Source organism: Moraxella bovoculi, from assembly GCF_000988745.2.
Taxonomy (GTDB): Bacteria; Pseudomonadota; Gammaproteobacteria; order Pseudomonadales; family Moraxellaceae; genus Moraxella; species Moraxella bovoculi.
The window spans coordinates 1,196,432-1,209,755 of the sequence record NZ_CP011381.2 but is presented as its reverse complement, the minus strand read 5'-3'; the positions used below and the strand labels follow the sequence as shown (position 1 = coordinate 1,209,755).

At 44.7% G+C, this 13,324-nt stretch carries 10 protein-coding genes; 7 read left to right on the top strand and 3 right to left on the bottom strand.

Annotated elements, in window-relative coordinates:
* The first annotated feature begins 139 nt into the window (after positions 1-139).
* The 4 genes from AAX10_RS05425 (at position 140) to AAX10_RS05410 (ending at position 4,978) form a co-directional block, all read left to right on the top strand.
* Positions 140-1,816 carry a nitrite/sulfite reductase gene (locus tag AAX10_RS05425; protein ID WP_046700069.1) on the top strand — a complete coding sequence of 559 codons (1,677 nt, stop codon included), beginning with the start codon at positions 140-142 and terminating at the stop codon, positions 1,814-1,816.
* A gap of 21 nt (positions 1,817-1,837) precedes the next feature.
* A complete protein-coding gene (locus AAX10_RS05420) occupies positions 1,838-2,356 on the top strand; it encodes a DUF934 domain-containing protein (RefSeq protein WP_080947064.1) in 519 nt (172 codons plus the stop codon).
* Positions 2,357-2,465: 109 nt separating this feature from the next.
* Positions 2,466-3,818 carry a siroheme synthase CysG gene (gene cysG, locus AAX10_RS05415; protein WP_046700068.1) on the top strand — a complete coding sequence of 451 codons (1,353 nt, stop codon included), beginning with the start codon at positions 2,466-2,468 and terminating at the stop codon, positions 3,816-3,818.
* Positions 3,819-3,958: 140 nt separating this feature from the next.
* Complete coding sequence (locus AAX10_RS05410; protein WP_080947063.1) at positions 3,959-4,978, top strand: mechanosensitive ion channel family protein; 1,020 nt, start codon at positions 3,959-3,961, stop codon at positions 4,976-4,978.
* Between the two features lie 57 nt (positions 4,979-5,035).
* Here the strand turns inward: AAX10_RS05410 and sthA are convergent, their stop codons facing one another.
* The 3 genes from sthA to ppsR all read right to left on the bottom strand — a co-directional run bounded on the left by sthA (position 5,036) and on the right by ppsR (position 7,926).
* Positions 5,036-6,547 (bottom strand): Si-specific NAD(P)(+) transhydrogenase, encoded by a 1,512-nt coding sequence (gene sthA, locus AAX10_RS05405; RefSeq protein ID WP_226997837.1) that lies wholly within the window; start codon positions 6,545-6,547, stop codon positions 5,036-5,038.
* 130 nt (positions 6,548-6,677) lie between these two features.
* The gene (locus tag AAX10_RS05400) at positions 6,678-7,025 is read right to left on the bottom strand and encodes a DUF4377 domain-containing protein (RefSeq protein ID WP_046700067.1); all 348 of its coding nucleotides are present in this window, start codon (positions 7,023-7,025) and stop codon (positions 6,678-6,680) included.
* Positions 7,026-7,053: 28 nt separating this feature from the next.
* Positions 7,054-7,926 carry a posphoenolpyruvate synthetase regulatory kinase/phosphorylase PpsR gene (gene ppsR / locus AAX10_RS05395; protein WP_046700066.1) on the bottom strand — a complete coding sequence of 291 codons (873 nt, stop codon included), beginning with the start codon at positions 7,924-7,926 and terminating at the stop codon, positions 7,054-7,056.
* Positions 7,927-8,170: 244 nt separating this feature from the next.
* On the opposite strand from ppsR, the gene ppsA reads away from it, so the two are divergent.
* From ppsA to AAX10_RS05380, 3 genes are all read left to right on the top strand, one after another.
* The gene (gene ppsA / locus AAX10_RS05390; protein WP_046700065.1) at positions 8,171-10,534 is read left to right on the top strand and encodes a phosphoenolpyruvate synthase; all 2,364 of its coding nucleotides are present in this window, start codon (positions 8,171-8,173) and stop codon (positions 10,532-10,534) included.
* 298 nt (positions 10,535-10,832) lie between these two features.
* A complete protein-coding gene (locus AAX10_RS05385; protein ID WP_046700064.1) occupies positions 10,833-12,032 on the top strand; it encodes an MFS transporter in 1,200 nt (399 codons plus the stop codon).
* Between the two features lie 334 nt (positions 12,033-12,366).
* Complete coding sequence (locus tag AAX10_RS05380; protein WP_046700063.1) at positions 12,367-13,287, top strand: RDD family protein; 921 nt, start codon at positions 12,367-12,369, stop codon at positions 13,285-13,287.
* Positions 13,288-13,324 lie beyond the last annotated feature (37 nt).

Sequence of the window (13,324 nt, the reverse complement as noted above, 5' to 3'; positions counted from 1 at the left end):
TTTGATATGAGGATGGTTGATTATGCTCATATTTGCTATCTATATGCCGTTTTTGAATTTTAAATTTTGGCGTGAAATGCTTAACATGACAATCCTAAAGTCGCCATGACGCCTAAGCCGACCGCCAAAGGAAATTATCATGTATCAATATTCTTACACCGATCAAAAAATCGTTAATGAACGAGTTGAGCAGTTTCGAGATCAGACGCAGCGTTTTTTGGCAGGAGAGTTGCCAGAAGAGCAGTTTTTGCCCTTGCGCTTGCAAAACGGACTTTATATTCAGCGTCATGCGCCCATGCTGCGCATCGCCATCCCTTATGGCCTGATGGCAAGCCATCAGCTGCGTGTTTTGGCTGAGATTGCGCGTGACTTTGACAGAGGGTATGCGCACTTTACCACGCGTACCAATTTGCAGTTAAATTGGGTAAAGCTTGAAGAAGTGCCCGACATTCTGGCGAAGCTTGCCAGTCATCAGATGCATGCCATTCAAACATCAGGCAACTGTATCCGCAATACCACAACCGATCCGTACGCTGGCATTCACAGCGAAGAAGTGGTCGATCCAAGACCGTATTGTGAAATCATTAGACAGTGGAGTACGTTTCACCCTGAGTTTGCTTATTTGCCGCGCAAATTTAAAATTGCAGTCATCGGCACTAAGGCTGACCGCGCTGCGACGCAGGTGCATGACATTGGTCTGCACGTCATCAAAAAAGACGGTCAAATTGGCTTTGAGGTCATCGTGGGCGGCGGTCTTGGGCGTACACCTATTATTGGTAAGGTAATTAATGAGTTCTTGCCGCGCGAGCATCTGCTAAGCTATCTTGATGCGATCTTGAGAGTCTACAATTTAGAAGGTCGTCGCGATAATAAATATAAAGCGCGCATCAAAATCTTGGTGGAGAGTCTAGGTAAAGAAGTATTCGCCCAAAAAGTCGCTGATGAATGGCAGCACCTAAAAGATGGCGACCTTACCTTGACGGATGCGCACTTTACCAAGGCGGAGAGTTATTTTACCGCACCGTCATATGAGAAAATTGACCCGCTGGCAGCGCAAAATCAGCTTCAAGAATATCTGGTTGATGATAATTTTAAAAATTGGTATGAGCACAATACCGTGGCTCATAAAGTGGCTGGCTACCGTGCGGTGGTGATCTCGTTAAAGTCGGGTATCATCAATGGTAAGTACGTTCCATCAGGCGACATGACGGATGATCAGATGTTCGCTTTGGCGGATCTGGCGGATGCTTATAGTTTGGGTGAGATTCGTGCCACACACCATCAGAATCTGGTGCTGGGCGATGTTAAGATTGCTGATTTGTATGCGCTTTGGCAAGAGCTGTCCAAGTTGCATCTGGCCCGCGCCAATATCGGCACATTGACTGACATGACGGTCTGCCCAGGATTTGATTATTGCGCATTGGCAAATGCCACCACGCATAATATTGCTCAGAGCATCGAAGAGCAATTCCAAGACCTAGACTATCTGTACGATCTTGGGGATATTCGCCTAAACATGTCAGGCTGCATGAACGCCTGCGCGCACCATCATGTGGGCGATATTGGCATTCTGGGCGTGGACAAAAAAGGCGAACACTGGTATCAGATCAGCCTTGGAGGTAGCTCATCAGAGGATGCCAAACTGGGTCAGATTCTTGGGCGTGCGGTGGCGGCAAATGAGGTGGCGAATACCATTGACATCATTGCTAAGGTGTATCAAAATGAGCGTATCACCACCGATGAACATGTAGAGAGCTTTGCTCAGGTGGTGGAGCGCGTAGGTATTGCGCCATTTAAGGCGGCAGTTTACGCTTAATTTAGTCAAAAGGAGATTGAAATGAGTGTCTTGACAACGATCATCAGTGTAGATAGCCATGCCAATGTTCATGAAAGCACGGCTGAGTTTTTCTTGATTTCAAGCAGTGCGGATGAGCCAAACTATGCAGGTCTTGATCTGGGGAAGATCAATGAGCGCGGTGATGGCAATAGCACACTGCTTAGTACGCCAACAGACTTTCGTGATACGCGTGGACTGCTCGTTACAGCGGATAATACCATCAAAGAGATCGAATCTGTACTTGATGAGGCATTGATTAACCTGTTCGTAGTGTATGTGGCGGACTTTAAGGATGGAAGAGTTTTCAGCCTGGTGCGTCAGCTTCGACAGCTAAGAGAACATGCTGAGATCATCATCGCAGGCGAGTTCGGGCTCGATCAGGCGTCATATTTTTATAAGTCAGGTGCGAATGCTTTTGCGGTGCGACCAGAGCTTGTAACCACCCTAAAAACCACACTACACGACCTAAAAACCGCGCATGCAGGCACGGCTTCTGATGCGCTGCCAATGTTCCGTTAATTAATAATCCAAACTTCAATAAAGACAGGTGCGCTGATGATGATCGGCGTGCTTGAGGGGATTTTTGTTTCTAAAATTACAATAATCCAATGATCAATGTGGAAATGTCATGAATACACTGCCTTTGTTTTTTAATTTAAGCCATCAAAGAGTTTTTATCATAGGTGGCGGTGAAGTTGCCCAAAGAAAAGCCAGTCTTTTGCATAAAGCAGGGGCGAGCCTTGTGGTGCTGTCGAAGCGCTTTAATGAGGGGTTTTTGAAATTCCTAAAGGATAATAATCATGCCATCATACATAAGCCTTATGAGAGCAGTGATTTGGATGGAATTGGTAAGCCTGCCTTTATCATCTGCGCCACTGATGATCATGCGCTGAATGTGCAGGTGCATGCAGATGCTAAGGTGCGCGGCATCGCCATCAATGTGGTGGATATGCCGGATTTGTGCGATTTTATTTTTCCAGCTATCGTGGATAGAGATCCCATCGTCATCGGCGTGTCTAGTAATGGTAAGGCACCCGTCTTGGCAAGACTAATCCGTGCTAAGATAGAAAGTCAGATACCATCTAGTATCGGTAGAATCGCCAAGCTTGCTGGGGATTTTCGTCAGGCGGTTAAGGATAAACTACCAACAATTACCGAGCGTCGTCATTTCTGGGAGGGGGTGTTTAACAGAGTCTTAGCGGATAAGATTGTCGGTCATCTGGCTGATGAATTGGATGATTTTGTCAAAAATAACGACAAAGCGGGTGAGGTGTACATTGTGGGTGCAGGTGCGGGCGATCCTGATCTTTTGACCTTTAAGGCGCTACGACTCATGCAACAGGCGGATGTGGTGCTGTATGATGCATTGGTGTCTGATGAGATTTTGGATCTATGTCGCCGTGACAGTGATAAGATATTCGTCGGTAAGAAGCGCGCTGACCACGCCAAAACTCAAGATCAAATCAATGAGCTAATCGTAGAATACGCCAAGCAAGGCAAGCGAGTGCTGCGCCTAAAGGGTGGCGATCCTTTTGTTTTTGGTCGTGGAGGCGAAGAGATGATCGCTTGTCAAGAAGCGGGTGTGCCGTATCAGGTGGTGAGTGGCATCACGGCAGCGTTGGCGGTGGGCAGCTATGCAGGCATCCCGCTCACGCATCGAGGGGTGGCGACGTCGGTAAGATTCTTGACGGGGTGCTATCAGACCAGTGAGTCCTTTGATGGTCTAAAAAGCGCCTATCAAAGTGATGAAACCTTGGTGTTCTATATGGGTCTGCATGCGCTGGGTAAGATTGTAGATAGTCTGCTCGTCTCAGGGCTGTCGGCTGATACGCCCGTTGCCATTGTCTCAAATGCAAGCCTACCAACACAGCAAGTTCTGACGGGGAAGCTGGATGACATTATCATCAAAAATGAGCAGGCAGGACTGTTAGCGCCAGCCATCGTTATCGTGGGCAATGTAGTGAAATTATATAGACCATGATTATTTGGAACTGATTAATACAAAGCTGCCAAAGTGGAGGCGGCTTTTTTATTGGATGGGCGATGATTGAGATGATTTTTTGTGTGGATTGGGGTAAAATACGACTTTTGATAATAACTGTATTGGATCAATAATTAATCATGACAACACTAAAAGAACCAGTCACACCGGAGGCGGTGATTAAGGCTGCAGAAGGGGTAAAACTAGCCACCAAAAACACCAAAGAAGTTGCCAAGGAAGTTACCACTGCAACGGTTGAGGGACTGGAGGGTACCACCAATCACGCCCTTGAATTCTTGGGTGTGCCCATTGATATACATACATTGATTCATGATGGGGTTGAGCTTGGCATTAATATCTTGTTGGCGCTGCTTATCTTCTTTGTGGGTAAATGGGTGGGCAAGCGAGTGCTGACGGTGATTAACCGCATGCTGGAGCGTAGCCGACTTGATCAGACGGTGGTGAATTTTCTTAATAACCTTCTGTATGGCCTGATGATCGTTGCGGTGCTATTGGCGGCACTGAATAAGCTTGGTATTAATACCAACTCGTTCGTCGCGGTGCTGGGTGCGGCAGCGGTAGCGATTGGTATGTCCTTAAAGGATCAGTTGTCAAACCTAGCAGCGGGTGTGATGATTGTTATTTTTCGACCTTTTGGACGCGGAGATTATGTAGAGGTAGGAGGTCAGACGGGTACGGTGATCGACATCACTCTGGTTAATACACGCATCAGAACGCCTGCCAATCATGAGATCATCATCCCAAATGGCGACATCATGACGAATTCAAGCACTAACTACACCTCATTGCCGAAGCGCCGTGTTGATGTGTTGGTGGGTATTGGCTATCACAGCGATATCCAAAAGGCGCGCGAGGCGATGCTGTCGGTGGCGTCGCGCCATGATAAAATTTTAAAGCATCCGGCGCCAAATGTGCGCGTGACGGCACTTTCTGAAAGCTCGGTTGATTTAACCTTATATGTATGGACAGAGAATGATGATTGGTTTGATGTGCAGTGCGATTTGCTTGAGAAAGTGAAATATGCCTTTGATGAATCCGGTGTGGACATTCCATTTCCGAACCGTACGGTTCATATTCAAGGCGTTGAAGGGCTGTCTAAGTTATTACAAGAACAAAAAAGTGCAGCATCAAATAGCTGATTTATATAGAATTAACAAAAAGCCCTAATTTAAATTAGGGCTTTTTTATGATGAACCTTAAAAGATTCTGTTTAATCCATTCAAGGCTGCCACACGGTAGGCTTCAGCCATGGTAGGATAGTTAAATGTCGTAGTAACGAAATACTCCAAGGTATGCCCGCATTTCATCACAGCTTGACCGATGTGGATAATCTCAGATGCATGGTTACCGTAGCAGTGAATGCCTAGGATTTCAAGGGTTTCACGGTGGAATAGAATCTTCAATACGCCAGAGCGTTCACCGATGATTTGAGCGCGAGCCAGATGTTTAAAGAAGGCTTGACCCACTTCATAAGGAATCTGATCACGAGTTAGATCTTCTTCGGTGGCGCCGATGCTTGAGATTTCAGGGATGGTGTAGATCCCCGTTGGCACGCTTGTGATGAATTCTGCGTGCTTGTCACCCACCATAAAGCCCGCGGCATTCCTACCTTGATCGTAGGCGGCTGATGCTAGTGATGGCCAACCAATCACATCACCGACGGCATAGATGTGCGGTGCGGCAGTACGATAAGTCTTGTCAACTTCAAGCTGACCACGACTGTTGGCGGTTAAACCGACCGCTTCAAGGTTTAGACTGTCGGTATTGCCCGAGCGGCCATTACACCAAAGAATGGCGTCAGATTTAATTTTTTTACCACTTTTTAGGTGTAGAACAACACAATCATCATGCGTCTCTAGATGGTCGATTTCTTCGTTGTTACGAATGCGTACACCGAACTGACGGAAGTCGTGGGATAGCGCGTCGGAGATCTCATCGTCCAGATAGCTAAGTAGCTGATCTTTATTGTTAATCAGATCAACAACATAGCCTAGGCCGGTAAAGATGGATGCGTATTCACAGCCGATCACGCCGGCGCCATAAATGATGATTTTGCGCGCGACATAATCCATTTGTAGGATTTTATCAGAATCGAACACGCGCGGATGACCGAAATCTAGAAAATCAGGACGATAAGGGCGAGAACCAACTGCAATCACTGCTTGGTTGAAGGTTAAGGTTTTTTTGGTACCTTCTTCTGTGGGTTCTTCAATTTGTAAGGTGTGTTTATCTAGAAAGCTGCCCCAGCCGTGAATGACTTCAATGCGGTTGCGCTCGTAGAACAGTCGGTGAGTGTTCACTTGACTTAGGATGACACGGCGCGCCTTGCTGAGCACTTTATTTAGTGGAATCTGAAAGTTATCCGTAAATGAGCTAAAAATCGGATCACGGCGCATGCCAATGATGTTAAACACCGACTGACGCAAGGCCTTACTTGGGATGGTGCCGACGTGAGCACAGTTACCACCAACTTGATCACGCGGGTCAATCACGGCAACTTTCATGCCTGACTTGGCAAGTTTCATCGCGGCAGCTTCACCGGCAGGGCCTGCACCTAGTACGATAGCGTCATACTCATAGCCGTGTTTTTTTCTTGATTTGGTGTTATTTTCGCTGTTTAATTCAATGCGCTGACCATCTAGCGGGCTGATGAGATTTTGATGGATTGGATCGTGATCAACATCAGTCACAGGGGTTAAGATTGGCATTTCGCTATTCTCAGCGGTTTTCATGCTGCTTTGTTCTGTATTTGCTATTGGTTTTTTTGACATGGATGATGTCCTATTCCTTTATTTATTGGTAATGTTTAGCGTGAGATTTGTTGGGATAAAATTTCATTCAACTGCCAAGCACCTGTTGGCTTGCCGGTGTTTCATCGATTTCTTCATGTACGCGAATCTTGTAACTGACGCCTTGACGCGGCTCGAATCCGTGAATGTCGTTATAGCTGATGCCAAACACTTCACTTGTCGGTGCGCCTACTTTTTTTACTATTAGGCATTGCATTGGCGTGGTGGATTGGCAGGGTGCGCGATTGGGTAGCACATCTAATACCGCAGCTTCACCAAGGGCGATGCTAGGAATGTAAAGTGGCTCAGGTGCTGGCGCTGATTTTTGGCAGGCGCTCATAAGTAGGGCGCCAGACAATAAAGTTAGTAGATAAAGTGGCTTGATTGATTTTTTCATAAACTATCTTGAATTTTTTATTACTATATTAACCAATACGGCGCGCAAGTCCAGTCATCTGCAGGATGCGCGTGGCGATTTCTTCTACACTCATCTCAGAGACATTAAGATTTGGTATTTTTTGGGTGGTATAGATGGCTTGGATGGCGCGCTGTTCTTCTTGGCACTGGGCAAGGGAGGCATAGCGAGAGCCCGCTTTGCGTTCTTGACGGATACGCACCAGGCGTTCGGTGTCAATGGTTAGACCAAATAGCTTGTGACGGTAGGGCTGCAGCACTTTAGGTAGGTTGCTGCTGTCTAGATCGTCTTCGGTCAAAGGGTAGTTGGCGGCGCGAATGCCGAACTGTAAAGCTAGGTAAAGACTTGTTGGCGTCTTGCCTGAGCGTGATAATCCCACTAGGATAATGTCAGCGCCATCATAGTGCGTCGTGCGTGCGCCATCATCATTATCTAGGGCGAAGTGAACAGCATCAATACGTGCCTTATAATCGTCACTATCGACATGGCCGTGTGCAATGCCTGAATGCGGGTCGGGCTTCTCGCCGATCTCATTGGCGATGCGATTAATGAGGCCTTCATAGATGTCTAGGTTGGTAGCTTCGGCGCCATTAATGATTGTGCGAATCTCATCGCTGACGATGGTATCAAACACTAAAGGCTTGAGTCCTGATAGGCGATTCGCCTCATTGATACGCTTCACTGCTTCTTGGGCAAGTTCAGCGTTATCGACATAGGGAATGATTTTGATGTCAAATTTGACATTGCCAAACTGACTTAGTAGAGAGCGGCCCAAAGTCTCGGCAGTGATCGCAGTACCATCTGAGATGAAGAACGCGCTTCGCATGGGTTCGAATTTGGTATTTTGAGGGGTTGTGTCATTATTGGGAGTGTGGACGTACATGTCAGCTCCTTAAGAATATAATTAATAAAATCACACAGCAGTATATCATAAAATACGCTCATCATGCGACTGCTGAATAAATTGTTATCCCATAAATTTAAATCGATTAAACATTCTTAAAATTATATTTTTATTAGATAGTATTATTTTAATAAATATGCTTATTTTTATATTAAATATCATTGAGTATTAAGCAATTTATCGTTATAATTTGACAAATTTTTATAGATTAAAAGGTGTTCTTATGGCACAAGTTATCCCCTTTAACAAACTTGGTAAAGATGATGTTGAGATTGTCGGTGGTAAAAATGCGTCTTTGGGCGAGATGATTAGCAATCTTGCCAATGTTGGCGTGTCCGTGCCAAACGGCTTTGCCACGACCGCAGAGGCGTTTAACCGCTTTTTGAACGAAACAGGTTTGCTTGACAAAATCAATGCTGAACTAAAAGGCTTGGACGTTGATGATGTCGAAAAACTTGCCGAAGTGGGGGCAAAAGTGCGTGGTTGGGTCATTGCCCAAGCATTGCCAAAAGACTTAGAAGACGAGATTCGCACGGCATTTGATACGCTTACAGGCGGTCAAGATGTGGCGGTGGCGGTGCGTTCGTCAGCGACTGCCGAGGATTTGCCCGATGCGTCTTTTGCAGGTCAGCAAGAGACATTCCTTAACATTCGTGGCATTGACAACGTGCTGATTGCCATCAAGGAAGTGTTTGCAAGCCTTTATAACGACCGTGCGATTGCCTATCGTGTACACAAAGGCTTTGAACACGCAGGCGTGGCGTTGTCGGCAGGCGTTCAGCGTATGGTACGCTCGGAGACGGGTACGTCTGGCGTGATGTTTACGCTTGACACCGAAAGCGGATTTAATGACGTGGTATTTATCACGGCAAGCTATGGCTTGGGCGAAATGGTGGTGCAAGGGGCGGTAAACCCTGATGAGTTTTATTTATCCAAAAAATTATTGGCAGAGAATCGTCCTGCCGTGGTTCGCCGAAATCTTGGCTCAAAACACATCAAAATGGTCTATGGCGATGAAGGCACGACCAAACGCTCAACCAAAATCGTGGACGTAGAAAAAGCCGACCGTCAGCAGTTTGCCCTAAATACCGATGAGCTAACTCGCCTTGCCAAACAAGCCCTTATCATTGAAAAACACTACGGCTGTCCTATGGACATTGAGTGGGCAAAAGACGGCGATACTAATGAGCTTTTCATCGTGCAAGCCCGCCCCGAGACCGTCAAATCTCGCCAAGACAAAACCAGCATGGAGCGTTATGTCATCAATAGCAAGGGGGCAAAAGTGCTATGCGAAGGGCGTTCTATTGGTCAGCGTGTCGGTGCAGGCAAGGTGCGTATCGTAACGAATTTGAACGAGATGAGTAAAGTTCAAGACGGCGATGTGCTGGTGTCTGATATGACCGACCCTGATTGGGAACCTGTGATGAAGCGTGCCAGTGCGATTATCACCAACCGTGGTGGACGTACCTGCCATGCGGCGATTATCGCTCGTGAGCTTGGCGTACCTGCCATTGTTGGTTGTGGTAATGCCACCGAGCTTTTGACGGACGGACAAGCGGTAACGGTATCGTGTGCCGAAGGGGATACAGGCTTTATTTATGAAGGTGTTTTGGATTTTGAGGTGCAAAAAAATTCTGTCTCCAGTATGCCCAAGCTTGGCTTTAAGGTTATGATGAACGTGGGCAACCCCGACCGTGCCTTTGACTTTGCCCAAATCCCGAACGAAGGCGTGGGCTTGGCTCGCTTAGAATTTATCATCAACCGTATGATTGGCGTACACCCAAAAGCCTTGCTTAACGTGGACACCTTGCCCCAAGAGACCCAAGTCCAAGTGTTTGAGCGTATCGCAGGGTACAACTCGCCTGTGGAGTTTTATATCAACAAACTCATCGAAGGCATTTCAACGCTTGCCGTGGCATTTAAAGACAAGCCTGTCATCGTGCGTATGAGCGATTTTAAATCTAACGAATACGCCAACCTAATCGGCGGTAAGCTGTATGAACCACACGAAGAAAACCCCATGCTCGGTTTCCGTGGGGCGAGCCGTTATATTTCGGACAATTTCCGTGATTGCTTTGAGCTTGAATGCCGTGCGTTGAAGTACGTCCGTGATGACATGGGGCTAACCAACGTAAAAATCATGATTCCATTTGTGCGTACCACAGGCGAAGCCCGCCAAGTCATTGAATTACTTGAAAAAAATGAGCTAAAACGTGGCGAGAATTCTCTTGAAATCATCATGATGTGCGAATTGCCAACTAATGCCTTGCTTGCCGATGAATTCTTACAGTATTTTGACGGTTTTTCAATCGGTTCAAACGACCTAACTCAGCTTACGCTAGGGCTTGACCGTGATAGTGGCATTGTGTCGCACTTGTTTGATGAGCGAGATGCAGCGGTCAAAAAACTGCTTAGCATGGCGATTGAAGCGTGTCGTAAGGAGGGTAAGTATGTGGGCATCTGTGGTCAAGGACCTTCAGATCACCCAGACCTTGCCAAATGGCTCATGGAGCAGGGCATCAGCTCAGTATCACTAAATCCAGATACGGTGCTGGATACTTGGTTGTTTTTAGGGCAGAATAAATAGTTAAGGCTTTACTAACTTCCTGCAAATCCTATTTTCTACTAACTCAATAGGATTTGCAGGATTTTTTTATGCAATAACTAATCAATTTAACGATAAAAATTAAAAAAAACTGGAATTTGTCATTAATCATGATGTCAAAATTCTTATTGCTTTTTTATTTTATAAGGGACTTTGTTAAAAATTGGGCTTGGGTAAGCATAATTTTAATTTGATCTCATCTGATGAATGATGATCTCTCATTAGTATTGGTTGGACTTTCTAGTAGCAGCATCTCATTTGTTTTAAACAAGAGTTTTTTATGGTTAAAGAAATTTTTTTTGCTAACCCAAATGTAAAGCGGTATGCTTTTTTTATGCTCTTTTTTCAGATGGGTATGGCAATATCACTGGCTTCTATGCCAATTTATTTTAAAAATGAAAACGCCATCTCCGCCTACGGAATGGCATATTCGGTTATGGCGGTAACAGGGGCGTTTTCTTTTGTTTATGGAATGTTTGTAGATAAAATTGGTTTTGCCAAAGCCTTGTTATTTGCTTTATTGTTATACGCCCTTGCTTTATCTATGCGGGTATTTACGCACCCAGTCATTGCGGTTATGACGGCAATAATCGCAGGTGTTGGTGCATCTACTGCCATTCTCGCCAATCGCTCTTGGGTTCTACAAATTTCTGAAGACAGTACCCAGAATACCACCAAATTAACCGCAATGCGTTCTATGATTGTCAATATTGCTATGTTGGTTGGGACGGGTCTTGTATCGTTGGCGGTGTATGTATTTGGTTCTATTTATTTTTGGTTATTGTTAATGGCAGGCGGTTTTGTTTTTATGTCAAGTGTGTTTGCCTATCAGAATATTAAGTTCGATAAATTGAAAAAGGTAGCAATTAGGTCGAAAGAAAAAATATCCATAAAAAATATTTTAACCTTATCTACTATTTTGTTTATTTTATCTAATTTTGTTGTTGGTTTTTATGTTGGTTTATTTAAGCCTTACTTGATTTTGATGTTTGTGGAGTATGGTGTTTCCGAATCTAAGTCGGTATTTATTTATCTGATGACGACCGTTATGTCTATTTTGGTAAATATGCTATTATTGAAATATAATAACAAATTTAAAAATACGCCTTTTATTGGATTTTTTGTTGCAATGATAGGCTATATTTTGTCTTTTTTGCTAATGTCTTTTGGCTTGTATTATGGTTTGGCTCTTTGGGTGCTGGTGTTAGCAACTTTGGCGAGAAGTGCATTTACTGGATTATCTTCATCTTTTGAAGAAGTATTAGAATATGAATTTCTTGATAAAGCAACTTTGGCGATGGCTTTGGGTTTTACCCAAACTGCTTTTTTGGCAGGAGATGCTGCTGGTTCATTGGTTACAAGTTTATGGATTGTACCAAAAAATATAGCAGATTATGCCCAGATTTGTTTATATTGTGCAGTATTGGCAGCTGTTCATATGGTGATTATTTTTTTGTTAAAGTTATTGATAAAAAGATAGTATTGGTGTAAGGTGTGTGATGCACCGTCATGACGGAAGGTCATTTCAACTGTTTTTTTGGATTGTCATCACCAAATCAATGTGTGATAAAACGGCATCAACGTTGTTTAAATATGTCATGATGGGCAGGGGTGTAATACATCATTCAAGTCATATCAGCAATCAATTTAACTTGTTATGTTTCATTAATCCTGTACTCATGACATTAAATGAAAAACTAAGAAAATAAATTAGCATCAGACGAAATTTGTTCATTGAGAAAATTCACATTCAATGATTGTAACTTGCCACATTTTCGTTTAAAATAAAAAAATTTCATCATGACGACAGTAAAATGAAAATTTTTTTAGCTAGAAATAAAGTTCAAGCAGGTCCATACACTCTCGAAGAGGTCAATATCATGCTTTCATCAGGAGCGGTGGTTCTTGATGATTTGATGTGGCATGCGGGAATGAATGGTTGGCAAAAAATTGGCGATGTTACTGGTGGTCAACTAAGTTACCAGCCAAACACCACCAATTTGGAGTCAGCCAATCAGTCAGCCCAGCCATCAAGTCAGCGTGGCTTTGGCGACAATGTTGATTTTAAATCAGAAAAAGATCAGCGAGTTAGCGTTGCTGAGCTCTACGGTCGTAAGCCTGTCGAGCCATCGACCATGCTGCCACCTAAGTCTACACCAGCATTTTCTAAGGTGTCATCGACAACTGATGCCAATGAAGTGGTTTATGCTTCGATTGGCAGTCGATTCTTGGCATTGGCGATTAATCTTGTGCTATTCATCATTGCATTTTTGCCATTCTTATCAGCGATGGTTAAGCTAAACCCTGATCAGCAGAAGATGACCACCGGCAGCTTTGAATCACGCATGGCATATGCCCAGACCCTCGCTGAGCAGATACCAAGCCAAGTGGCGATGATGACGCTGATGATGGTGGGTGGATTCATATTGATACAGTTGATCTTGATTGTGATGCGCGGTCAATCATTTGGTAAATTAGTCATGGGCATCCGAGCGGTCAGTCAAAGCACAAAAAAAATTCCGCCTTTTACGTCATTAGTGGGTGTGCGCACGCTTCTGCTTGTGGTGATTTATTGGATAGCATCTGCGATGCCATTTAACCTGGCGTTGGTACTGGTGGGTGTGAATTATTTTATGGCGTCGACGAATGATAAAAAGCAGGGCTGGCATGACAGAATTGCCAATACCATTGTGGTTAAGGCGCACCCAAGCCAGCTGGATAAAACTAAAAAATGACAACCGTTCGGACAGGTTGTGATCAATCTGTCTGATT

Excerpts from the sequence above, each read along its gene's own strand:
- AAX10_RS05425 (WP_046700069.1), top strand. The coding sequence starts at position 140 with ATGTATCAATATTCTTACACCGATCAAAAAATCGTTAATGAACGAGTT.
- AAX10_RS05420 (WP_080947064.1), top strand. The coding sequence starts at position 1,838 with ATGAGTGTCTTGACAACGATCATCAGTGTAGATAGCCATGCCAATGTT.
- cysG (WP_046700068.1), top strand. The coding sequence starts at position 2,466 with ATGAATACACTGCCTTTGTTTTTTAATTTAAGCCATCAAAGAGTTTTT.
- AAX10_RS05410 (WP_080947063.1), top strand. The coding sequence starts at position 3,959 with ATGACAACACTAAAAGAACCAGTCACACCGGAGGCGGTGATTAAGGCT.
- sthA (WP_226997837.1), bottom strand. The coding sequence starts at position 6,547 with ATGCCAATCTTAACCCCTGTGACTGATGTTGATCACGATCCAATCCAT.
- AAX10_RS05400 (WP_046700067.1), bottom strand. The coding sequence starts at position 7,025 with ATGAAAAAATCAATCAAGCCACTTTATCTACTAACTTTATTGTCTGGC.
- ppsR (WP_046700066.1), bottom strand. The coding sequence starts at position 7,926 with ATGTACGTCCACACTCCCAATAATGACACAACCCCTCAAAATACCAAA.
- ppsA (WP_046700065.1), top strand. The coding sequence starts at position 8,171 with ATGGCACAAGTTATCCCCTTTAACAAACTTGGTAAAGATGATGTTGAG.
- AAX10_RS05385 (WP_046700064.1), top strand. The coding sequence starts at position 10,833 with ATGGTTAAAGAAATTTTTTTTGCTAACCCAAATGTAAAGCGGTATGCT.
- AAX10_RS05380 (WP_046700063.1), top strand. The coding sequence starts at position 12,367 with ATGAAAATTTTTTTAGCTAGAAATAAAGTTCAAGCAGGTCCATACACT.